This is a genomic window from Escherichia sp. KS167_9B (assembly GCF_030295215.1).
GTDB lineage: Bacteria > Pseudomonadota > Gammaproteobacteria > Enterobacterales > Enterobacteriaceae > Escherichia > Escherichia coli_F.
The window spans coordinates 3,055,656-3,078,041 of sequence record NZ_AP025754.1; the positions used below are offsets into that span (position 1 = coordinate 3,055,656).

Consider the following 22,386-nt stretch of genomic DNA (forward strand, 5'->3'; position numbering starts at 1 on the left):
TAAATAAAAGACTCACAACCACAACGCATAAACAACGTGTCTATGCGACGGGTAAGTATTACCTGAATAAAGGTACTGGCAATGCAACCACAACTTCATCAGGAAATTACGCGGCGACTGCTAGCCGATTTTTCCTTTAAAGAACAGGGCGACTGGCTGCGGCAGGGCGTCTGCCCGGACTGCCAGAAAAAAGAGCTGTACACCTACGCCATCAGCCCGTGGGTACTGCGCTGCGGTCGCCTGAATAAATGCAATGCCGAAATCCATATCAAAGAGGTGTACCCGGATCTATTTGAAAGCTGGTCAGACAGATATCCCCCAACCCCGGAAAACCCACAGGCCGCCGCCGATGCCTACCTGCGCGAGATGCGCGGCTTTGACCTTTCGCTGCTCCGTAACTGTTACGCTCAAGAGAACTACTATGACGCACGGCGCGATCTCGGCTCGGCCACTGTGCGTTTCCCGCTGGCTGACGGCGTGTGGTGGGAGCGGATCGTTGACCGCCCACAGCGTTTCGGCGATCGCAAAGCCAATTTTCACGGCGCTTACAGCGGGCTATGGTGGCAATTGCCAACGCTTAAGCTGGAAGAACAGCAGGAGATCTGGCTGGTTGAGGGCATTTTTGACGCTATCGCCCTGCACCACCACGGCATTGCCGCCGTTTCCCTGATGACCTGTAACAACTATCCGGCGCAGGCGTTAAGCCAACTGGCCGCGCTGTTCGTGGATAAAAAGCGTCCTTTACTGGTCTGGGCGCTGGATAACGACAAAGCGGGCATGAATTACACCCGCCGCTGGGTAAAACGCAGCCGCGACGACGGCTGGCTTTCCACCGCCGCACAAACGCCCTATTCCCGCACCAAGCTGGACTGGAACGATTTGCACCAGCGCGATCGGCTAAACCCGGATCTGATTAAAAAATATCGTTACTACGGTTCACTGTTGATCGCTCCCAATCCGAATGCCAAAGCATTACTGATGCATGAGCGTACCGAACGCAAAGAGTTTCACTTCGAGTTCGACAGCCGCCTGTACTGGTTCAAGCTGGATATTGACCGTTATATGCGTGCCTTTGATAACGTGATGTATAACGGCAAAGAGGAGCTGGACGAAGAAGAAGCCAAACATAAAGCGCTACAGGAGTCAGCCGCCGTTGTTGAGATAGCCAACTGCTACCCGACCGCCCTCTACTATCAGGCCAACACCATTACCGACGAAAGCTGGTATTACTTTCGCATTAACTTCCCCGACGACACTCCACCGATAAAAAACACCTTCACCGGCTCCCAACTTTCCAGCGGCTCAGAATTCAAAAAGCGCCTGCTGCATATCGCGCAGGGCGGCATCTTCACCGGCACCAGTCAGCAGTTAGATAAGTTGCTGCTCAAGCAGCTTCCCAAAATCAAAACTGTCCAGACCACTGATTTTATCGGCTACAGCAAAGAATACCGCGCTTACGTGTTCAACGATCTGGCCGTTCGCGATGGTCGGCTGTACACACTCAACGAAGAAGACTTCTTCGACATGGGCAAACTTAGCCTTAAAAGCCTGAACCAGTCGGTCAGCCTGACGCTGAACGACAATTTAAAACAGATGGACAGCCAGTGGCCCCAGCTACTCTGGCAGGCGTTTGGCGCAAAGGGGTTTGTGGCGCTGGCGTACTGGTTTGGGACGATGTTTGCCGAACAGATCCGCGACAAGCACAAGAGCTTTCCATTTCTGGAAATCGTTGGCGAACCCGGCAGCGGTAAAACCACGCTGATAGAGTTCCTCTGAAAACTGTTGGGCCGACGCGACTATGAAGGTTTCGATCCGTCTAAATCAACGCTGGCCGCCCGCGCGCGCAACTTTGCGCAGGTAGCAAATATGCCGGTGGTGCTGATCGAGGGTGACCGTAATCAGGAGGGGGCAAAGCAGCGTGGCTTTGATTGGGAAGAGCTGAAAACCGCCTATAACGGGCGGTCGGTGCGTTCTCGCGGTCTGCGTAACAGCGGCAACGAGACCTATGAACCGCCGTTCCGGGGCGCGATTGTGATTGCGCAAAACGCCGATGTTAGCGCCTCTAACCCGGTGCTGGAACGTATTATTCACCTGTACACCGACCGCAGCGGCCAGAATACTCAGACCAAGGTCGCTGCCGAGCAGCTCGAACGCCTGCCGGTAGAACAGCTTTCCGGCTTTATGCTGAAGGCAGCGCTGGCGGAACAGGCCGTGCTGGAGTGCGTTAACCGTCAGATCCCGCTATACGAGCAGCAACTTCACTCCCACCCAGATATTCGCCATATCCGCATCATTAAAAACCACGCCCAGCTTATGGCGCTGCTCGACGCGCTGGCGCTGGTTATTCCGGTCACGGAAGAGCAGCTACAGGCGACCAGAGAAATGTTTATCCGCCTCAGTCTGGAGCGCCAACAGGCCATCAGCGCCGACCATCCTCTGGTGCAGGAGTTCTGGGATATTTTCGACTTCCTCGATGGCGACGACGAACCACAGCTCAACCACTCGCGCGATGAACAGCTTATCGCCGTTAACCTTAACCACTTTATTCAACTGGCTACCGAGCGCCGCCAGCAGATCCCGCCGATCAGCGATTTGAAGCGAGTGCTAAAAACCAGCCGTACCCACAAGTTTATTGAAGTCAGAACGGTTAACAGCGGCATCAACGCTGAATTTAACCGCCGTTACCCAGCCGCACCGCGCCGCCCGGCGACGGTGAAGTGTTGGGTTTTTCAACGTTAAAAAGGAAATTATGATGAAATCCTCTGGAAATAATTCACAAACACTCTCTGGCCTGCCAGAGAATAGCGGTGCGCCCTTCGCTGATTACGAATATCGGCTCAATGAACTCTATCCCAAAGCGGTCGAACTGGCCGAGGCGGAAGGCATTATCAGTATCAGCCGCCTGCAGCGCAAATTCAGAATTGGATGGAATACAGCTGCAACATTGAAAGAAAAGATGGAAGAGCTGGGCGTATTACACCCGATTGGATTATTAACGCTGGCAAAAGAAGATAACAGCCAGCAGAAACTCCGCGTCACGCCAGAGGAATATGGCGCAGCCGTCAATACACTTGCCAAAATCGCGCTCACAGAAACCAGCGGCGGACGCGCCGCCGCGCAAGTGCTACTTTCAGCATGGAATGGCTATGTGTGGCAACTGGATATTCCCGATCTCTGTTATCTGGACTATGGCCTGCTGGAACAAGCGCTGATCGTTATTCGGGGGCGGGTCATGTTGATGAAGGAGCCGCAGGAGGTGATCCCAGAGGGGAATGCGGTGATGAAACGGATTGCGGTGCAGTGGCGACACCTGAACGTAGAACGGCGTGGAGAAAAACTGGATGATTAAGCACCCTGCAATCCGCTACCACGGCGGCAAGTGGCGACTAGCTCCGTGGATCATTAGCCACTTTCCGGCCCACAGATGCTATGTGGAACCCTTCGGCGGTGCAGCCAGCGTACTGCTCAGAAAACCACGTAGCTACGCCGAGGTTTACAACGATCTGGATGGCGACGTCGTTAACCTGTTCGCCGTTCTTCGTACCCCACAACTGCGCGAAAGACTGGTTGAAGCCTGCAGCCTGACACCCTATTCCCGCACCGAGTTTATTTCGGCCTATCGCTATGGGAAAAATTCTGTTGAACAGGCAAGGCGTTTAGTGATTCGCGCCACGATGGGCTTCGGTTCTGCCGGGGCAACTAAAGGCACTACCGGCTTTCGGCTGGACACTAAACGCGCCAGTGGAACGGCCCAACACATCTGGAGCCGTATGCCCGATAATCTGGCCGCCGTTGGTCAGCGTTTTGAAGGGGTTCTGGTGGAAAACCGCGATGCCATCCAGTGTATTCTGGATCATGACGCCGCCGACACGCTGCATTTTGTCGATCCGCCGTATGTTCATAGCACCCGTAATCTGACTAACAAATATTATCGCCACGAAATGGACGATGGTGCCCACCTGCGCTTACTGGAGACCGTCACCCGGTTACAAGGAAGCGTGGTTATCAGCGGCTACGACACCGAAATGTATAACGATTTGCTAACCGGCTGGCGTAAAGAGACAAAGCAATCTGCCGCTGCTGGTAAAAAAGGATCTGTTATCAGAACTGAGTGCCTTTGGATTAAAGGAATAAACAATGAAAATTGCCATTAGAAAAAACGTGCTTTTACAGATGGTGCCACTCTCTGAAAGTACGATTTATGCGTTGGAGCAAAAAGGCCTGTTTCCCAAACGTTTTGCGCTAACGAAGCGCGCCGTCGCGTGGGACAAAGAGGAAGTGGAACGCTGGCTCAAAGCACGGCAGGAAAATAACCATCACCATATTGATAACGCGGTACAGAAAAATCTGGCCAAAGTCCCAAAGCGCTCTGGTACCAAGATCCCCGCATAGTACTTACGGGCGGTATTGCTTGATCCACCCATCAACCATATCCGCCCACTGCTGCAACATATCACGGCGCTGCTCTGCGTATTCCGCTTTGTTATAAACGGCTCTGACGCTTCTTTCCTCGTGCGCGAGGCATTTTTCTATCCAGTCGGAATTAAACCCCGCCTCATGCAATAACGTCGATGCCGTTCGGCGCATATCGTGAACGGAAAACGACGCCAGCCTGATCCCCCGTTCCTGCGCCTGCTTAACCGTAAGATTAATGACCCGGTTTAAGGTCGCCGCCGACATGGTCTTATGCGACGACTGATTGCATGAAGGCAAAACCCAATCACTGCTTCCTGCGCACATTTTCAGGGCAATCAGAATGTCCTGTGCCTGCCGGGACAGATAAACATTATGATCCCGTGATCCCTTCATCCGGCTGGCGTCAATCGTCCAAAGGCAGGCATTAAAATTAACCTCACCCCACGGAGCGTTCAGCAGTTCACTTTTACGTACCATCGTTAATAAAACCAATTTAATGGCCAGCTTGATGGTGGGTAATGTACCCGTTTGTTCAAGCTGATTGAAAAACCAGCCTATCTCCTCTGGCTTGAGCGCCCTGTCGCGCGCTTCGAATGTCGCAATTGAAGCCGGTAAAACCTCTTCGGCAGGATTGGGGTAATAGTCGCCGTGAAGCGCGGCGAACTTAAATACCGCACTAACGATATTGCGAACCTGAATCGCCGTCGCTGGCGCACCACGCGCTTTTATCTTGTCGCAATACTCACGTAGGAGAGAGGGGGTTATCTCTGACAGCAGCTTGCGCCCCCATACTGGCGTGATGTCTCTGTCGATAATGCTTTGCTTCATCGCCCTTGTGCTGTCCGCCAGCCGGGTGTGTTTCATGTAGCTGACGGTAAAATCGTGGAGTGTCTTTTCTTCTTTTCGCTTTGTTTTACCGTCACGCTTCTCTCCAGCGGGCGATATTCCTGCATTTACGCGTTTTTTGGCTTCCACTAATTTTTCGCGCGCCTGCGCCAGAGAAATACCGTCACCATAGCGACCAATAGTTAACGTTTCACGACGACCATTGATTCGATAGTCATAGCGAAACGTCACCAATCCCTTGGGAGATACGGTTACATACAGCCCATCACGGTCTGCAACTTTATAAAGTTTTTCCCGCGCTTTGAGGTTTTTCAGTTTGGTATCGGTCAGCATCGGGTCACTCTCCATTGTGAAATTTTACCGTCACCGCTGGCTAAAACCTGACGGTAAAATGGAGTGTAACACTGACTAAAAATTTCTTATACCGTCAAATTTACCGCTAAAAACAACAGATAGTAACTGATGGTTATTAATGACTGAAAATAAAAAAACCGCCTGTAAATCAAGGCGGTTAGTATTATTTTCGATGGGTGTTAATCGCAGAAAAGCGTTAACGAATCATTCCCACTCAATAGTCGCCGGTGGCTTGCCGCTGATGTCATACACCACGCGGGAAATACCGTTCACTTCATTGATAATGCGGTTGGAAACGCGACCAAGGAAATCGTACGGCAGATGCGCCCAGTGTGCGGTCATAAAGTCGATGGTTTCGACGGCACGCAGAGACACAACCCAGTCGTATTTACGACCATCGCCCATTACGCCAACAGAACGTACCGGCAGGAACACGGTAAACGCCTGGCTAACTTTGTCGTACAGGTCCGCTTTACGCAGTTCTTCAATGAAGATGGCATCAGCACGGCGCAGCAGGTCGCAGTACTCTTTCTTCACTTCGCCCAGCACACGAACGCCAAGGCCTGGTCCCGGGAACGGGTGACGGTACAGCATGTCGTACGGCAGGCCCAGCTCCAGACCAATTTTACGCACTTCGTCTTTGAACAGCTCTTTCAGCGGTTCAACCAGGCCCATCTTCATCTCTTTCGGCAGGCCGCCCACGTTATGGTGAGATTTGATGACGTGAGCTTTACCGGTTGCAGACGCGGCAGATTCGATAACATCAGGGTAGATAGTACCCTGCGCCAGCCACTTCACATCTTCCAGTTTCAGCGCTTCTTCATCGAATACTTCAACGAAAACGCGACCGATGATTTTACGTTTTGCTTCCGGATCGTTTTCACCAGCCAGCGCTGACAAGAAGCGATCTTCTGCCGGAACGTGAACAATGTTCAGACCAAAGTGATCGCCAAACATATCCAGAACCTGCTCTGCTTCGTTGAGACGCAGCAGGCCGTTGTCAACGAATACGCAAGTCAGGTTTTTGCCGATTGCGCGGTGCAGCAGCATTGCAGTCACGGAGGAATCCACGCCACCAGAGAGGCCGAGGATCACTTTATCGTCGCCTACCTGCTCGCGGATACGGGCTACTGCATCGTCGATAATTTTCGCTGGCGTCCACAGGGCTTCACACTGGCAGATATCACGCACAAAACGCTCCAGCATGCGCATCCCCTGGCGGGTATGAGTCACTTCCGGGTGGAACTGTACGCCATAGAAGCGTTTTTCTTCATTTGCCATGATGGCGAACGGGCAGCTTTCGGTGCTGGCTACGGTGATGAAGTCGGACGGGATAGCGGTAACTTTATCGCCATGGCTCATCCAGACATCGAGCAGAGGTTTACCGTCTGCTGTCAGCGCATCTTCGATACCGCGAACCAGTGCGCTGTCGTTTACGACTTCAACCTGCGCATAGCCAAATTCACGTTCGTTAGAGGCTTCAACATGACCACCCAACTGCATTGCCATGGTCTGCATACCATAGCAAACGCCGAATACCGGTACGCCTGCTTCAAAGACATACTGCGGCGCACGCGGGCTGTTTTCTTCGGTGGTGCTTTCCGGGCCGCCGGAAAGAATAATGCCGCTTGGATTGAAGTCACGAATTTGTGCTTCTGTCACATCCCACGCCCACAGTTCGCAGTAAACACCCAGTTCACGCACGCGGCGCGCAACCAGTTGGGTGTACTGAGAACCGAAGTCCAGAATGAGGATGCGATGCTTATGAATGTTTTCCGTCATTGACGCTTATTCCGAGGCAAGTGAAACAGATAATATAAATCGCCCGACATGAAGTCGGGCGAAGAGAATCAGGAGCCCAGACGGTAGTTCGGGGACTCTTTAGTAATGGTCACGTCGTGAACGTGGCTTTCCTGAATGCCCGCACCGCTGATACGTACAAACTCCGCTTTAGTACGCAGTTCGTCGATAGTACCACAGCCGGTCAGGCCCATACAGGAGCGCAGGCCGCCCATCTGCTGGTGAATGATCTCTTTCAGGCGACCTTTATAGGCTACGCGACCTTCGATACCTTCCGGCACCAGTTTGTCGGCAGCGTTGTCGCTCTGGAAGTAACGGTCAGAAGAACCTTTGGACATCGCGCCCAGAGAGCCCATCCCACGGTAAGACTTGTAAGAACGGCCCTGGTAGAGTTCGATTTCACCCGGGGATTCTTCCGTACCTGCCAGCATGGAGCCTACCATCACCGCGCTTGCACCAGCAGCGATAGCTTTCGCGATATCGCCAGAGAAACGAATACCACCGTCAGCGATAACCGGAATCCCGGTGCCTTCCAGGGCTTCTACTGCGTCAGCAACGGCAGTGATCTGCGGTACACCGACGCCAGTAACAATGCGGGTAGTACAAATAGAACCTGGGCCGATACCCACTTTAACGGCACTGCAACCGGCTTCTGCCAGCGCGCGGGCACCTGCAGCTGTTGCCACGTTGCCGCCGATGATTTGCAGGTCAGGATATTTAGCGCGAGTTTCACGGATACGCTGCAGAACGCCTTCAGAGTGACCGTGAGAGGAGTCGATCAGCAGAACGTCAACGCCTGCGGCAACCAGCGCATCAACACGCTCTTCGTTACCCGCACCTGCGCCAACCGCTGCACCTACACGCAGACGGCCTTGTTCGTCTTTACAGGCGTTCGGTTTACGTTCCGCTTTCTGGAAGTCCTTCACAGTGATCATGCCGATCAGGTGGAATTCATCATCAACCACCAGCGCTTTTTCAACGCGTTTTTCGTGCATTTTTGCCAGCACCACTTCACGGGCTTCGCCTTCACGCACGGTTACCAGACGCTCTTTCGGCGTCATGTAAACGCTAACCGGCTGGTTCAGATCGGTAACAAAACGCACGTCACGACCGGTGATAATGCCGACCAGTTCGTTTTCTTCGGTCACAACCGGATAGCCTGCAAAACCGTTACGCTCGGTCAGCTCTTTCACTTCGCGCAGCGTCGTGGTTGGCAGAACAGTCTGCGGATCGGTTACCACGCCAGATTCGTGTTTTTTCACGCGGCGAACTTCTTCAGCCTGGCGTTCAATGGACATGTTTTTGTGGATAAAGCCGATACCGCCTTCCTGAGCCAGGGCGATAGCCAGGCGCGCTTCCGTTACGGTATCCATTGCTGCGGAGAGCATAGGGATATTCAGACGAATAGTTTTTGTCAGCTGGGTGCTGAGGTCAGCGGTATTCGGCAGAACGGTAGAATGTGCAGGAACGAGGAGAACGTCGTCAAACGTCAGAGCTTCTTTAGCGATACGTAGCATGGGCAATATCTCGACCAGAGTGGTTAATAAATATTGCCGCGGCATTATACAGAGCGTAACCGATTGCATCTACCCCTTTTTGCAAAAAATGCTTGCTATCCCCGGAGGGCGGGTTACTATCGACTGAATAACCTGCTGATTTAGAATTTGATCTCGCTCACATGTTACCTTCTCAATCCCCTGCAATTTTTACCGTTAGCCGCCTGAATCAAACGGTTCGTCTGCTGCTTGAGCATGAGATGGGGCAGGTGTGGATCAGTGGCGAAATCTCTAATTTCACACAACCGACTTCCGGTCACTGGTACTTTACGCTTAAAGACGATAACGCCCAGGTGCGCTGCGCGATGTTCCGCAACAGCAATCGCCGGGTGACCTTTCGCCCGCAGCATGGGCAACAGGTTTTAGTTCGCGCCAACATTACGCTGTATGAACCGCGCGGCGATTATCAAATTATTGTCGAAAGTATGCAGCCCGCCGGTGAAGGTTTGCTGCAACAGAAGTACGAACAGCTTAAAGCGAAGTTGCAGGCTGAAGGGTTATTCGACCAGCAATTCAAGAATCCGCTACCGTCTCCTGCGCACTGCGTGGGCGTTATCACCTCAAAGACCGGTGCTGCACTGCACGATATTTTGCATGTGTTGAAACGCCGCGATCCGTCTCTGCCGGTGATCATCTACCCGACCGCCGTTCAGGGCGATGATGCGCCGGGGCAAATCGTTCGCGCCATTGAGCTGGCGAACGCCCGCAATGAGTGCGACGTACTGATTGTCGGGCGTGGCGGTGGTTCGCTGGAAGATTTATGGAGTTTTAACGACGAGCGGGTAGCGCGGGCGATTTTTGCCAGCCGCATTCCGGTGGTCAGCGCCGTCGGGCATGAAACCGATGTGACGATTGCCGACTTTGTTGCTGATCTACGTGCGCCAACGCCGTCAGCCGCCGCCGAAGTGGTGAGCCGCAATCAGCAAGAGTTACTGCGCCAGGTGCAATCAGCCCAGCAGCGGCTGGAAATGGCGATGGATTACTACCTCGCCAACCGCACGCGACGTTTTACGCAGATTCATCACCGTTTACAGCAGCAGCATCCACAGCTCCGGCTGGCGCGTCAGCAAACCACGCTTGAGCGTCTGCAAAAGCGGATGAGCTTTGCGTTGGAGAATCAGCTTAAACGCGCCGGTCAGCAACAGCAGCGATTAACACAGCGGCTGAATCAGCAAAATCCACAGCCAAAGATTCATCGCGCACAAACGCGGGTCCAACAACTGGAATATCGTTTAGCGGAAAACATGCGCGCGCAGCTTAGTGCCATGCGCGAACGCTTTGGTAACACAGTGACGCACCTTGAAGCGGTGAGTCCACTGTCCACACTCGCGCGCGGTTATAGCGTTACCAGCGCCGCTGATGGCGCGGTGCTGAAACAGGTTAAGCAGGTGAAAGTGGGTGAGACACTGACCACTCGCCTGGGCGATGGCGTAGTGATCAGTGAAGTGAGTGCTGTGACGAAAATCCGCAAGCCTCGCAAGAAAACCTGAAGACGTATTGCGTACCAGACTTTCCCCCGCTTACAGACCCGATAAGACTACTGGAAACAAGTCGCAAACCCTGCGGTACTGGATGCCTGAATACCGCAGTTTTGTGTCCCCGCCCCTTCATCCATACCACAATAGAACGAACCGGCCCGATCGGTAGAGAAATAGGGGAAGCTTATCGATGATGGCCATCCCAGCGCGCTAAAACCGCTATGCAATGACTGTAAATCGGTATAGCTCGGTGCTCTACTAAAGTCACCGCACTGCTTTGCAATATCCCATTTTTGAGCATCGATCACATGTGCCAGCGCCCAGATTTCATTATTCACCGTTGGCGCTACTGCCGCTGTAGCCCCTGACGGCAACTCTGATTTCAATAGCGGGCGATGTAACGTCTTGCCACTTACGGTGGCGGTATCCGCCATATGCCCCCAGAAATACGCCGTGGCGACATTCGGGCTGGTCGGCACGGTGAAAATCGTATCCAGCGTCGCCGTTATTGTGGCGTTATCCGTCAGCGTCACCGTCAACGGCGTTTTATATCCTGGCGTATTATCCTGACGAACGGCAAAACTTGCCGTACCGTCCGCCCCTGTCACACCGTCGATCGTATTCCCACTGTCAGCCAGCGTTACCACCGTCCCGCTGGCAGGTTGTACCGTCATATCATCCATCGCCGCAACATCACCATACAACGTCGCCCCGCTGTTACGCGGCACGGCATCACCACGTTTTAAGGTGAAAGCGACATTAGGTACCGGCTTCCCGGCGCTGTCTTTTACGGTAACAACGACGGGCGCGGCTTCACCTTTTTTTACCTTCGCCGCCTGCGTAGTGGCATCTATCGCCGTCGATGTCAGCGTGACGCTGGAGACGGTCGCGCGGGGATTGACCAGACATCCCTGATACCCCGTACTCGCCGTCGACGACTCAAAACCATTATTCAGACTGACAACCAGGGCATTCCCCTGCTTGTTATCCAGTGCCCACCATGCATACTTCGTAGACCAGCCGATTTGAGTCGTCAGCGTGTTCCCCGGATAGCGCGCGTAGAGCGATAATAAATCATCGCTCAATGGCCGACGTGCCGCTTCACAAGGACTGAGGCTGCTATCTTCCCTTTGCGTTGCCTTAAACAACGGCCACACTTCATTGTTATCCGTCACCTGACTGACTCCGGCGCTCGACGGCAGCTCTTTCAACAATTTAGGCCGTTCAAAGACCACGCCGTTTTCCGCCGTTACCGTATCCGGCATATGGCCCCAGTAGGTCGCCATTGCGGAATCCGGGCTGGTGACGACGGTAAAGATCGCATCAATGACGCTGGTAGTTGCGACATCTCGCGCCAGTATAGCGGTGAACGAGATAGCCAGGCCGATGGTCTCAGGCTGTTCAACATTGAAAGTGGCCGTACCATCACTACCGGTGAAACCTTGCCATTGCGTATCGTGTGCGGCCAGAGAAAACTCCGCCGACACAGGTGTCAATTCTGTCAACGTCATTGCATTTGCCGGCGTGCCCACTCCTGCTCCTGAACGACTCATCGCTGAACCACGCCTGAGCGTCACGGCCTCTCCCGCCAGCGGGTTGCCATCACGATCTTTGACCGTCACCACAATTGGCAGTGGGTTACCTTTTTTCACTGACGCGCTGGGTCGCCCGCCATTACTGAGGGTTCTGGCGTTATCCATTGCGGATGACGTCAACATTACGCTGACGCCTGCCGGATGCGGCTTCGCCAGGCAAAGCATCAGCGCGTTGTTTGCCGAGCTCTTCGCGATATCTCCTGCGCTCAGGCTGACAGTCTGATACTGCCACGTATATAAATCCGGCATGACCATATCATAAGCCCACCACTTGCCTGCATATATCGGCAGCCCCAGGTCAGTCATTATCGCGCCGTTGGGATGATCATTATACAAATCCAACAATTCATTACTGCGCGGTTGATTCTCCAGCGGACAATCTGTCGATGTTAAATTTTGAACGTTGCTCATATACGACCACACTTCACCATTGCCGTTAGTGCTAATCGATGACCCTGAAGTCGCTTCGGCTTTCAGGAGCGGTCGTCTGAAGGTGACGCCTGCCGAACTGGTAAAGGTGTCCGGCATGTGTCCCCAGAATTTCGCGCTCGGTGAGTCCGGGCTGGTTATCACCGTGTAGATAACATCCAGCGTGGCGGTTTTGGTTGTATCGCGCGCCAGCGTGACGGTTATCGGTGTCGCCAGACCTGTCGTGGCATTCTGGCTCACTTCAAAGGTGGCAGTGCCATCACTGCCCGTTGTTCTGAGCACTTTTGCCCCATTTGCCGTCAGCCCAGCGTCGCTGTTCGCGGGTATCAATGACTTCACGGTAAGATCGTCCGCACTCGAGTTAACGGTTGCTTTCGAGCGATCCAGCGTCGTTCCACGCGTGAGGGTAAAGTCGGCGTAGGGTACCGGATTCCCGGTGCTATCACGTACGGTCACCGTCAGCGGAATCGTCTCACCTTTCTTCGCTACGGCGCTCGGTCGACCACCATTGCTGACCGTTTTTGCCGCATCCTGTGCTGTTGAAGTGATCTCTATCATCGCCGGAACGGTATGCGGTTCCACCAGGCACATCACTACCGCCGTATAACTGGACGATGCCTGAACTGTCTGACCATTAACGAGCGAATATGCCTGGTTGCTCCAGCTGCTGCCAGAAACCGTCATCATGTCGTAGGCCCACATATACCCGGCGGAAGTCGGCAAGCCGAGCACCGTGCCCAACTGGTTGTTAGGGTAATCCGCATACAACCCCTGCATGTCAGTCATCAGCGGTTGATAACTCTCATCACAACCCGCCTTGCTGGCATCCGTTTTCTCCGTTGCTGTCAGGCGCGACCAGACTTCATTATTGGTCGTTACCGCCGTACCACCAGAAAGTTCAGCTTTGAGGAAAGGCCGTTTGAAGGTGACGCCCTTGCTGCTGGTAAAGGTTTCCGCCATATGCCCCCAGTTGGCCGCCAGCGGTGTATCCGGGCTGGTGACGACGGTGAAGATCACTGGCAAGGTGTTCGACGACACGCCGGTATCGTTCAACAGAGCATAAAAGTCGGTTTTGAGTCCAGTAGACGCATCCTGTCGGAGTGTCATCGTGGTGGTTCCGTCTGGCCCGGTCACGCCATACACGGTGGCCGATGCATTGGTATCAACTGTACTGGCCGCTGCGGGTGTCACCGAAACCGTCTGCATCGTCACTAATGCATTCTGGCGATTGAAAGAACTGCTACGCTTCAGTGTAAACGGCGTATTACCCACCGGGTTTCCTTGCGCATCTTTGGTCGTGACGCGAATAACAACCTCATCGCCTTTTTTCACCTTAATGGCGCTCAGAGTATCGTCAACCTTAACGAATTGCGTGGCGTCCGCAGGCTCCAGAGACACCTGGCTGGCAATAACCGCAGGCGTTGTGCGACAAGTTTGTAATGCCAGCACGGTGGTCACGATTTGAGAAACCGCGCCGGAATTCAGTTGCACCACATTGTAATAACGGTTACTGGGTTGCGTATCACTCGGTGTATTGGTGAGATAACTATTAGCTACCGGCCATCCCTGCACTGTACTCATCGCATTACCACTATTGGCACTGTACAAGGACTGCAGGCCATCCAGTGTCGGCATATACTCTGCACCGCATCCATCCATATCGGTGTTATTTGACTGAACCACACTGAATCTTGCCCAATCTTCACCATTCTCAAAAGTGCTATAGCGTGCATAGTTATTGGTAAGTTCTTTAAACAGTAATGGTCGCTTATACGTCATGCCATCAGCGGCCGTTACCGTTTCAGGCATGTGTCCCCAAAAATTCGCTTTAGGAGAATCTGGACTGGTTACCACGGTAAAGACCATCGGGAGGGTCGCCTGAACGCTGCTGACGCCATCCAGTGATGCCGTGAGATCGGTTCTTAACCCGGTACTGTTATCCTGTTTCAGCGTAAAGGTTGTCGACCCGTCAGCCCCCGTCACGCCATAGATCATTTCAGTTGTTGCCTGAAAATTACTCCGCGTATTTCCCCAGGCATCGGTTACAGTCAGCGCACCTACACTCGCTGTCGCTGATGTATACCTCCGGTTTATGCTGGTGGCACGTTTCAGAATAAACGCCGCATTGCCAACCGGGTTACCTTGCGCATCTTTCGTGGTGACGCGCACTACCGACTCTTCGCCTTTTTTGGCTTTAACCACACTCAGTGTATCGTCAACATAAATCAGAGCCGCAGGATCTGCCGCTTCCAGCAGAATCTGGCTCACCGTGGTGACTGGCGTGGTTTGGCAGGTCAGTAGATCCAGTGTCGACGTTGACACCATGGCACTGGTGCCATTGCCGAGATCCACCGCTTTGTAGTTACGCTGTTCCATGCCAGTGTTGTCGGGCGTGCTGGATAAATAACGCGTTACTACCGGCCAGCCCTGGACGGTTTTGATGGTATTGCCAGCGTGATTATCAAACAACGACAACAACCCTGCCTGAGTGGGAACATAGCTAGTGCCGCAGCCGTTACTGGTTGAGTTCGCCTGGGTTTGAGTAAACAGCGCCCAGTTTTCATTGTCTTCGAATATTGCTGTTCGCCCGGTCTGACTCGACAGTTCCTTTATCAGCAATGGGCGTTTAAAAACGGTACCATCTGCCGCCGTTAAGGTTTCCGGCATATGGCCCCACATTTTCGCTTTGCTACTATCCGGGCTGGTGACCACAGTAAAGATTGTATCCAGGCTGTCTTTTTTTGTTGGATCGGAATACAACGTCGCCGTCAGCGCCGTTTTGGTACCGTGAGTATCCGGGCGGGTAATATTGAGGATTTTGCTGCCGTCGCTGCCGGTCATGGCAGTATAAAATCCCGCGGTGTCGTTCAACGTCGTTTCATCCGCCAGCCCACTGTTAATCACCACCGGTGCCACCAGCGCATCGCCACTACCGGCAATATGTTTTTCGCCCGTGCGGGTATAACCGTCTCCGCGACTCAGTTTAAATGGCATATCCGTGAGCGGATTACCCTGCGCATCTTTTACCGTTACCTTAACCTGTAGCGTTTCGCCTTTTTTCAGCTTCGCCGCGTTATTTCCGGCAGCCCACTGTGCGTTATCAACCACATCCAGCGTAATGCTGCTGGCAGGTTTGTTCGCCGTCGTCAGGCAACTGACGTAAACCGGCGTATCGCCGCCGATGGCCTGTGCGCCGTTATCCAGGGCAATGGTGTAATTGTGCGGCGTTAAATCCGCGGGGGAACTGCTCCAGTAGGGCTGACGCTGCGTCGGCCAGCCGTGTGTGGCTTGCACCGCATTACCGTTATTAGCGTCATAGAGCGCACTGAGCTGGGAGCGGCGCGGCAGCATATTGGTTCCGCAACCGCCTTTACTGGTAATGGCCGTACTGGCCTGGCTAACGCGCGCCCAGACTTCGTTTTTTTCCGTTAATGTGCCATCCGGACTGGTGATTTCTGCTGCCAGCTTAGGCCGGGTAAAGGTTAATGAATCAACGGTAATCGTTTCATCCATATGGCCCCACATCTGCGCCCCACTAACATCCGGGCTGGTTGGGGTGGTAAAAATAACATTGTAATTAATGGCATTTGGTAGATGGGAATTGACCGGCGTAATGCTCAGCACGGTTCTTAACCCCACCCCCTGGGGTTGCTCTATTTCGACCGTTGCCACGCCTTGTGCATCTGTCGTACCTGTGTAGACCATCGACGGCTGAGATGTGCCGTATTGCGTGCCATTCATCGAGATTGCGCCGCTGCTCGGGTCATCAAACCCGCTCACCAGCCCCGCTCGGTTATACCCCATGCCTTTAGTGATGGTGAAGGCAGTAAAGGGAACGGGGGTATTATTGAGCGCGTTAACCGTACGCACGGTCATCACGACGGTGTCTCCCACTTTGGCCTGCGCTTTGGTGCCAGGGGTGACATCGTGATCGGTGCTCACTTCAACCTTCGCGACCATCTCATTGCCCGAACAGGAGAGGTAATTTCGCTTAAAGCCGGGGTAGCTGTCGACGTTTCCGTTCGCCAAATTCACCGATGAATGCGTGGCTTGCTCCACCGCGCTTAGGTAGTTCTGTTGTGCGGTGGGCCAGCCATACTCAGTGCCAATCGCGTTACCGGGATGGGCTGAAAAAAGGCTTTCCAGCCCACTCTGACTTGGCGTATGGCCGACGCCGCATTCAGCCTGCATACTGGTGTCTTGATCGAACAGCGCCCAGTCTTCGTTATTTTCCCGCACCGATCCCAGTTCATGCTCAGTTTCATCCGCCAGCACTGGGCGTTTGAACAGACTGCCAGATACAACAATGCCGCGCATATGGCCCCACATCCGCGCCTTGTCGCTGTCCGGGCTGGTGATCACAGTAAAAATCACGTCTTTGGCATCTGTAGCCGTAAAATTGCTGCGCATTTTCGCCGTGATATGGGTTTTCACGCCTGCGCCGTCGGGCTGACTCAGGGTTAGCGAAGCCTGACCGTTGACATCGGTCATGCCTTCATAGGTGTGAGCATCAACCTGTTGCAAATTCGAACCACCAGTAATCTGCACCGGATGGGCTTCCCAGGCGGAATCGGTTTGATTTTTGCGGTTAACGCCGTCATCCAGATGCAGCGAGAAGTAGTAATACGCCAGTGGTTGATCGTTATTTTTATTGTCGGTGATCGTCAGACGCATCGTGGCGTCTTCGCCCACCTGCGATTTCATCGCCTGTGCCGTATCATCATAGTTTTCGGGCGTAAGGACGATTTTCGGCTCGACATCAGGCGCGGGTTTATCCACGCAGCTTACAAGAAACGGGGTGCTATCCGGCTTTTGCGTTTCACCACGGTTAGAGACATCCGCCGCATGGTGCTGCCCGGTGGTGCCCGCCAGCGATGACCAGTAATAATCCCCCTGCATCGGCCAGCCAAGGACTGTCTGCACCGATGTGGGGATAACGGTCGCCAGCGCGCCGAAGTGGCGCATGCCGGGCAGCACGGTGCAGTGGTTATCTGCGCCGCTCCAGGTGAAGGTGGACCAGGTTTCGTTGTGATCGACGACCGTGGCGCTTTCATTGCTGACTTCTGCCGCCAGCTTTGGTCGACTGAAGGTGTAACCGTGCGCTTCTACCGTTTCCGCCATATGGCCCCACATCGTAGCCTGCGCCGCGTCCGGGCTGGTGAGCACCGTAAAAATCACCGCGGTTTCGCTGGTTTGCGCAATGCCGGAAATGCTGACCACCAGTGGCGTTTTGACGCCAGGGCCGTTCGGTTGGCTCACCGTGATGGTGGCCGTGCCGTTGGCATCAGAGGTGCCATGGTATTCGGTAGCCGTCGTCGTTAACTCGGTGCTATCCAGTACCACTGGCGCACTATTATTCACTGCCCCCTGGCGATTTTCAGCATCTTTACGTTTGATAATAAACGGAATATTACCCGCGACGTTGCCCTGACAATCTTTAGTGGTGACGGTGAGCGTGATGGTGTCGCCAACGGTGGTTTTTGCCGCCGCGATCGTTTCGTTATAACCGCTGGCGCTCACCGAGATTAAATCGCCCTGCGCGGGCGCGATGTTCAGGGTCACTTTCTGGTCCACCAGCGCCACCGTCCCCGCATAGGGATAGCCGGTCGAGGTCAACAGGTAGAGCAGTGGGAGGGTTTGCTGCGCATCAATCTGCGGCCAGGCCACCAGCGAGCGTCCGGCCAGCCCCTGAGCGCAAAAGCTACGGTTAGCAATAGGTTGTGGGTTAAGGGGCACATCGGGCGTGGCGGCATCGGCCCACACCAGGCTGACGGTAGGGGGTGTTTGATTTTCCCAGCGCAGCGCAGGTGGTGTGGAAAACTGGTCGCCTTCATTGTCCTGAGGATTAGCGACAATCAGGTTAGCAGCGTCATCGTCAACGCTAAATTCATTCGGTTTAGCAGAAAACCCGACATCATGAGATTCAGCAGGATTAAGCTGAACACTGCCCTGATAGACGGGTACGCTGGCGCTGTCGGCAAAAGGAACGGTTCCGTTAAACTCGCCTGTAGAATCAGGATATGTCTGCCATTCCGCCCCTGCCCGTGCAAAGTCAGACAGCATAAAAGCTGCCAACATGCCCAGAAGCATAATGATTTTCCCTGGTTTCAGACATACCGACATGTAGAAAACTCCAGCATGATAAACAAAACATCAACCTGTTTTGCTTAACGCGTCGCTAAGCAAAACAGGCGAAAACAGCATTCCCGTATGGGAATGCTGTTGTGCGCATTAGTGGTGTTTGTAAATGATAGACAGCGTATAGCCCTGAACGCCGTCGCCGTTTGCCGGGATCGCAAGACCACTCTTACCATTACGATCACTACCGTTAAGGCTGGTTCTTGCTTCTTCGTTAGTTTGCGGGATAACAATGTCATTGTTATCGAAGCTGGCATTAGCAATACCGCCCGCCGCAGCAAGTTGTTTACTGTTACCGTTAAAGACCCATGCAAAGTCATAGTTAGCGGTAACGTCCATATCCGTACCTGCGTCGTATTTATCGTTCTGGTTTTCATCCGAGTACAGTTTGGCCACATACGTTTTATTAAGCGCAATGGCCGTGTTACCACCGATAAGGTTGGTAGTGGTGCCTTTCTCGAAGATGGCAACTTTCAGATTCTGGTTCACAACCGGGCCGGGATCGACATTGTCCGTATCGCTGCCGCCACCGCTGGCCGTTGAAATATCCAGCAGAGTCAGCGACGTTCCCTCGAAGGGATTACCGGTCTGGGTGATGGGCTGGATTTCAACACCGATATAACGCCCACGATCGTCATCAGTGAGTTTATAACTCGTCTTGCCTGCCGCTGCGGTCAGCTCCGTTTTATCGCCACCCGCATTATTGCTGTAGCTGTACCATTTGATAGTGGCCGTCGTTTTCGCATCAATGCCTGCGGGACCATCATCAACATCCCCTTCGGTATCGCCGATATCCCATCCCAGCGTGATGGTATCCCCTGAGTAAAGGCGTTTATCCGTCTCGCTACCTGCAGGGCGGGTCCCTTACTTTAATGTGATCCGCATCTTCCGAGTTAATCGTGGCATTCCCCCCTTCGCGATAGAGCCAGGGTATAGTCCCTTCGAATTCAGCGGTCGCTCCACTGGCGACCCAGGCGGCATCTTCCGCCATAGCGGCTGGTACGGCACAGTATCCAGCCAGCATCAACGCGAGCGCGACTTTTGTCAGGCCACGTTTCATATCAGGTTTCATAAACACTCTCCTTGATTAATATTCAGCGGTGGCCCGATCAGCCATGGCGCCGACCCTATTTCTTGCTGTAATTGACCTGCAAACCGTATCCCTGCACGCCATCGGTTACCTGGGCACTAAACTTTGCTGCCGCTTCCTTGTTGGTTGCCGGGATCTCTATATCGACGTTCGTGGTATTGGTTTGCGCACCGGTATTGCCATTTACGCTATGCCCCGTGAATTCCCACTGATAGTCATACTGTTTCATCTCATCGTCAGTGAGCTTCTCAGAAAGCTGGAACACGCCGTCTTTGTTAGCGTCGCGCCACAGCACAAAGCGATAGCGGCTATTGAGAGGCAACGGTTCTTTGTTGCCGATAAGATTGACGGGCTTAGCTGCACCAACGCGGTAGATAAAAGCATTCAGCCCGCCGATGTCAGAACCCAGGAACGTTACGTCAACATAGTTACTGTCATCATAAGGGGCGGCTTTCGCTTTCCAGCGGAAGGTGCCGGGCAACGTACTGGAGAGCGTAACGGTCCCCTTTTCTTTATCTTGTTTGGCGATAAAAACGCACGGCACCTCGGTGGTGCAGGGTTTATTTGTCAGCGTCACTTTTTTATCATTGGCGTCAAACAGCTGCGGGCTGAGATTATCCTGCGGCAAGACATTACCGTTACGGTCAGTGTTGTCGCCAAAACTATCGGTAACGTCGAGATCCATGACGACACCATCTACACCATCCGCTTGCGCGCTGGCTTCGTGGCTGTGATTGTTCTCATCCGGTACATTGGCGATGTTGTTAACAATGAGCTCAATTTTACGGTCCTGCTGAACGGTAATTTCCACCACGCCGGAGTTCTGCCGATTGCCCTTTTCATCTTCCAGCGACAGGCGTACCCGCCAGGTATTGAGTTTTTCCTGGTCGGCTTTATCAGAGCTGTACTGCCAGGCAGGCAGCACCAGATTCCAGTGATTGTTGTTCCCTTCGGTAAGCGTATTTTCTTTGATAACCGGCATCACCAGCGTACGTGCAGCATTGTTTTTCGCCTGCCAGGAGGCAGCAACGATTTTGTAGTGATGATTAATGAGCGCGTTAATGGTCCACTTACATTTTTCCAGCCCGATGGCTGCTTCTGGCGTATCTTTAATCACGCACTCGGGATGTTCATTCGTCGCATCGGCTTTCAGCCACAAAGTGACATCGAGGGGATCTTTCTCTTTGTATTCCAGAACAATAAAGTTGTTACGTTCAACAAAGTCGTGACGGCTGCCCATGAGCGAGTGAGCCGCGCTCACTTTGTCAGGATCAAGCTGGTCTTTGAGCGGGACACCAAACTGGTAGTTCAGCGTTGCGTTAACAGAAAGATCGGTATTATCGCCAGTGCCGGCTTTGAAATCCGTTCCTACGGCAATGAGTGGTAGGGGCTGGTATTTCACACCCAGCGTGACGGCGAAGGGATCATTCTCCAGATTATCGGTGCCAAAAAGCGCGACTTCATCACCGTAATACTGTTCGAAAACGATTTTACCGCCAAGCTGCGGGTAAGCAGGTAGCCAGGCTTCGGCGCGAATATCCCAGCCGCGCGCCGGGCGCTCCTCATAAAAATCGAAATCTTCGGAGTCTTTCCAGTCAGAAAGCGGGTGATAATAGTTGCCAGAGAATTTTAAATAATCAGTCCACGCTTCGGCGCCTAAACCTAAACGGCGATGCCCACGGGTAAAGTCATAATCATAAAATATATTTCCACCCAATAACCATCTATCAAAATTATGTCTTACACCAAGCCCAATATTCCCGATCGTACGATCTTCTTTTCGTTGTGCAGAAAATTGGCTGAAATAAACAGTAGTTTGATTATCATACCAGGGAACAAAATAATCGATGGAACTGCCATCCAGATCGCCGCCCTGACCAAGAGAAAGATTCGTTCGGACCTTACCGTAGGGGGAGAGTGTATCCTCAATATAAGATTGTGTCGTAGAGGTAATTTGACTTTGCAGATAGCTTCTGGCCTGGGACTCCAGCGCCTCGGGTGTCAGGTTTTCAAACCCTTGCGTGGCAGAGTTAATGACGTAATCGGCACCACGCTCTTTTAGCGATTTACCCTTGTTAGTTTGCTCTTCCTGTTGTGCGGCCTGACTACCTAAATCAGGTAACGATTCTTTATGCTCAACATTTATCTCTGGAGCCGCAAAAGCAGCTCCAGAGATAAATGTTAGCATAATACAGCGTTTCCATCGCAGCATGCACATCCCCTGTGACATTAATAATGCTTAAAATTAGCTCTAATATTCTATTCCAGATTATTCAGAAAGGCACGCCAGGAAAACTAAATATAATCTTAAATTTATAACACAGTGATTTCGCTCACTTACATTTGCGTTTCAACAAATAAAATAGGATGCAATCATTTATATTATGAATACAAATGATTACACCATATATTTAAATAATATTAAGCAACAATAAATTCAACGCGCTTTTTGGATATTAAACCGTGCCCATGCTGGCAGAAATAATCTACTGCACCACAAGCTTTTAACACCTGTAATGGCTGATGGCAGTCAGGACAAAGCGCCTGAATGGTGAAATCTTTGGCACAAGTTGCACAGTGGGCAGTTTCACCGTTGCGTTCGAGAGGGTTATGGCAGGTTGGGCAGTTGAGTTCCATAAATACTCCTCGCCTGTTGTTCAGTTTCCCTCTCCGTTTGGAAAGGG

General features: G+C 52.9%; 10 protein-coding genes and 2 pseudogenes. 5 read left to right on the forward strand and 7 right to left on the reverse strand.

Going from position 1 to position 22,386, the window contains the following annotated elements; translation table 11 throughout:
- Window positions 1-81 precede the first annotated feature (81 nt).
- The 4 genes and pseudogenes from QUE34_RS28635 (at window position 82) to QUE34_RS15360 (ending at window position 4,392) form a co-directional block, all read left to right on the forward strand.
- Window positions 82-2,739 (forward strand): annotated as a pseudogene (locus QUE34_RS28635) (toprim domain-containing protein).
- A 10-nt stretch (window positions 2,740-2,749) separates the two neighbouring features.
- Window positions 2,750-3,349 carry a DUF7673 family protein gene (locus QUE34_RS15350; protein WP_165289435.1) on the forward strand — a complete coding sequence of 200 codons (600 nt, stop codon included), beginning with the start codon at window positions 2,750-2,752 and terminating at the stop codon, window positions 3,347-3,349.
- Window positions 3,342-4,154: a DNA adenine methylase gene (locus QUE34_RS15355; protein WP_103253369.1), complete on the forward strand. Its 813-nt coding sequence runs from the start codon at window positions 3,342-3,344 to the stop codon at window positions 4,152-4,154. Before QUE34_RS15350 ends, QUE34_RS15355 begins: the two co-directional genes overlap by 8 nt.
- Window positions 4,138-4,392, forward strand: coding sequence for a helix-turn-helix transcriptional regulator (locus QUE34_RS15360; protein ID WP_103253368.1), 255 nt, complete (start codon window positions 4,138-4,140; stop codon window positions 4,390-4,392). The genes QUE34_RS15355 and QUE34_RS15360 overlap by 17 nt, the downstream gene beginning before the upstream one ends.
- 3 nt (window positions 4,393-4,395) lie before the next feature.
- On the opposite strand, the gene QUE34_RS15365 is transcribed toward QUE34_RS15360, so the two are convergent.
- From QUE34_RS15365 to guaB, 3 genes are all read right to left on the reverse strand, one after another.
- Window positions 4,396-5,595, reverse strand: a complete 1,200-nt coding sequence (locus QUE34_RS15365; RefSeq protein ID WP_053898333.1) for a tyrosine-type recombinase/integrase — start codon at window positions 5,593-5,595, stop codon at window positions 4,396-4,398.
- A gap of 225 nt (window positions 5,596-5,820) precedes the next feature.
- Complete coding sequence (guaA, locus tag QUE34_RS15370) at window positions 5,821-7,398, reverse strand: glutamine-hydrolyzing GMP synthase (RefSeq protein ID WP_000138270.1); 1,578 nt, start codon at window positions 7,396-7,398, stop codon at window positions 5,821-5,823.
- A gap of 68 nt (window positions 7,399-7,466) precedes the next feature.
- Window positions 7,467-8,933 (reverse strand): IMP dehydrogenase, encoded by a 1,467-nt coding sequence (gene guaB / locus QUE34_RS15375; RefSeq protein ID WP_001299507.1) that lies wholly within the window; start codon window positions 8,931-8,933, stop codon window positions 7,467-7,469.
- Window positions 8,934-9,094: 161 nt separating this feature from the next.
- Here guaB and xseA point away from each other — a divergent pair, with 161 nt between their 5' ends.
- Complete coding sequence (gene xseA, locus QUE34_RS15380) at window positions 9,095-10,462, forward strand: exodeoxyribonuclease VII large subunit (protein ID WP_032303549.1); 1,368 nt, start codon at window positions 9,095-9,097, stop codon at window positions 10,460-10,462.
- Between the two features lie 47 nt (window positions 10,463-10,509).
- On the opposite strand, the gene QUE34_RS15385 is transcribed toward xseA, so the two are convergent.
- From QUE34_RS15385 to QUE34_RS15400, 4 genes and pseudogenes are all read right to left on the reverse strand, one after another.
- Window positions 10,510-18,597, reverse strand: coding sequence for an adhesion domain-containing protein (locus QUE34_RS15385; protein ID WP_103253367.1), 8,088 nt, complete (start codon window positions 18,595-18,597; stop codon window positions 10,510-10,512).
- Window positions 18,598-18,705: 108 nt separating this feature from the next.
- A pseudogene (locus QUE34_RS15390) lies at window positions 18,706-19,684 on the reverse strand (SinI family autotransporter-associated protein).
- A 55-nt stretch (window positions 19,685-19,739) separates the two neighbouring features.
- Window positions 19,740-21,914: an intimin-like inverse autotransporter SinH gene (sinH, locus tag QUE34_RS15395; RefSeq protein ID WP_103253366.1), complete on the reverse strand. Its 2,175-nt coding sequence runs from the start codon at window positions 21,912-21,914 to the stop codon at window positions 19,740-19,742.
- Window positions 21,915-22,123: 209 nt separating this feature from the next.
- The gene (locus QUE34_RS15400) at window positions 22,124-22,339 is read right to left on the reverse strand and encodes a zinc ribbon domain-containing protein (RefSeq protein WP_000422357.1); all 216 of its coding nucleotides are present in this window, start codon (window positions 22,337-22,339) and stop codon (window positions 22,124-22,126) included.
- Between the last annotated feature and the right edge of the window lie 47 nt (window positions 22,340-22,386).

What these genes read in the sequence shown, in the direction of transcription:
- QUE34_RS15400 (WP_000422357.1), bottom strand. Translation starts at nt 22,339, where the DNA reads ATGGAACTCAACTGCCCAACCTGCCATAACCCTCTCGAACGCAACGGT.
- sinH (WP_103253366.1), bottom strand. Translation starts at nt 21,914, where the DNA reads ATGCTGCGATGGAAACGCTGTATTATGCTAACATTTATCTCTGGAGCT.
- guaA (WP_000138270.1), bottom strand. Translation starts at nt 7,398, where the DNA reads ATGACGGAAAACATTCATAAGCATCGCATCCTCATTCTGGACTTCGGT.
- QUE34_RS15360 (WP_103253368.1), top strand. Translation starts at nt 4,138, where the DNA reads ATGAAAATTGCCATTAGAAAAAACGTGCTTTTACAGATGGTGCCACTC.
- QUE34_RS15355 (WP_103253369.1), top strand. Translation starts at nt 3,342, where the DNA reads ATGATTAAGCACCCTGCAATCCGCTACCACGGCGGCAAGTGGCGACTA.
- QUE34_RS15385 (WP_103253367.1), bottom strand. Translation starts at nt 18,597, where the DNA reads ATGTCGGTATGTCTGAAACCAGGGAAAATCATTATGCTTCTGGGCATG.
- QUE34_RS15350 (WP_165289435.1), top strand. Translation starts at nt 2,750, where the DNA reads ATGATGAAATCCTCTGGAAATAATTCACAAACACTCTCTGGCCTGCCA.
- xseA (WP_032303549.1), top strand. Translation starts at nt 9,095, where the DNA reads ATGTTACCTTCTCAATCCCCTGCAATTTTTACCGTTAGCCGCCTGAAT.
- guaB (WP_001299507.1), bottom strand. Translation starts at nt 8,933, where the DNA reads ATGCTACGTATCGCTAAAGAAGCTCTGACGTTTGACGACGTTCTCCTC.
- QUE34_RS15365 (WP_053898333.1), bottom strand. Translation starts at nt 5,595, where the DNA reads ATGCTGACCGATACCAAACTGAAAAACCTCAAAGCGCGGGAAAAACTT.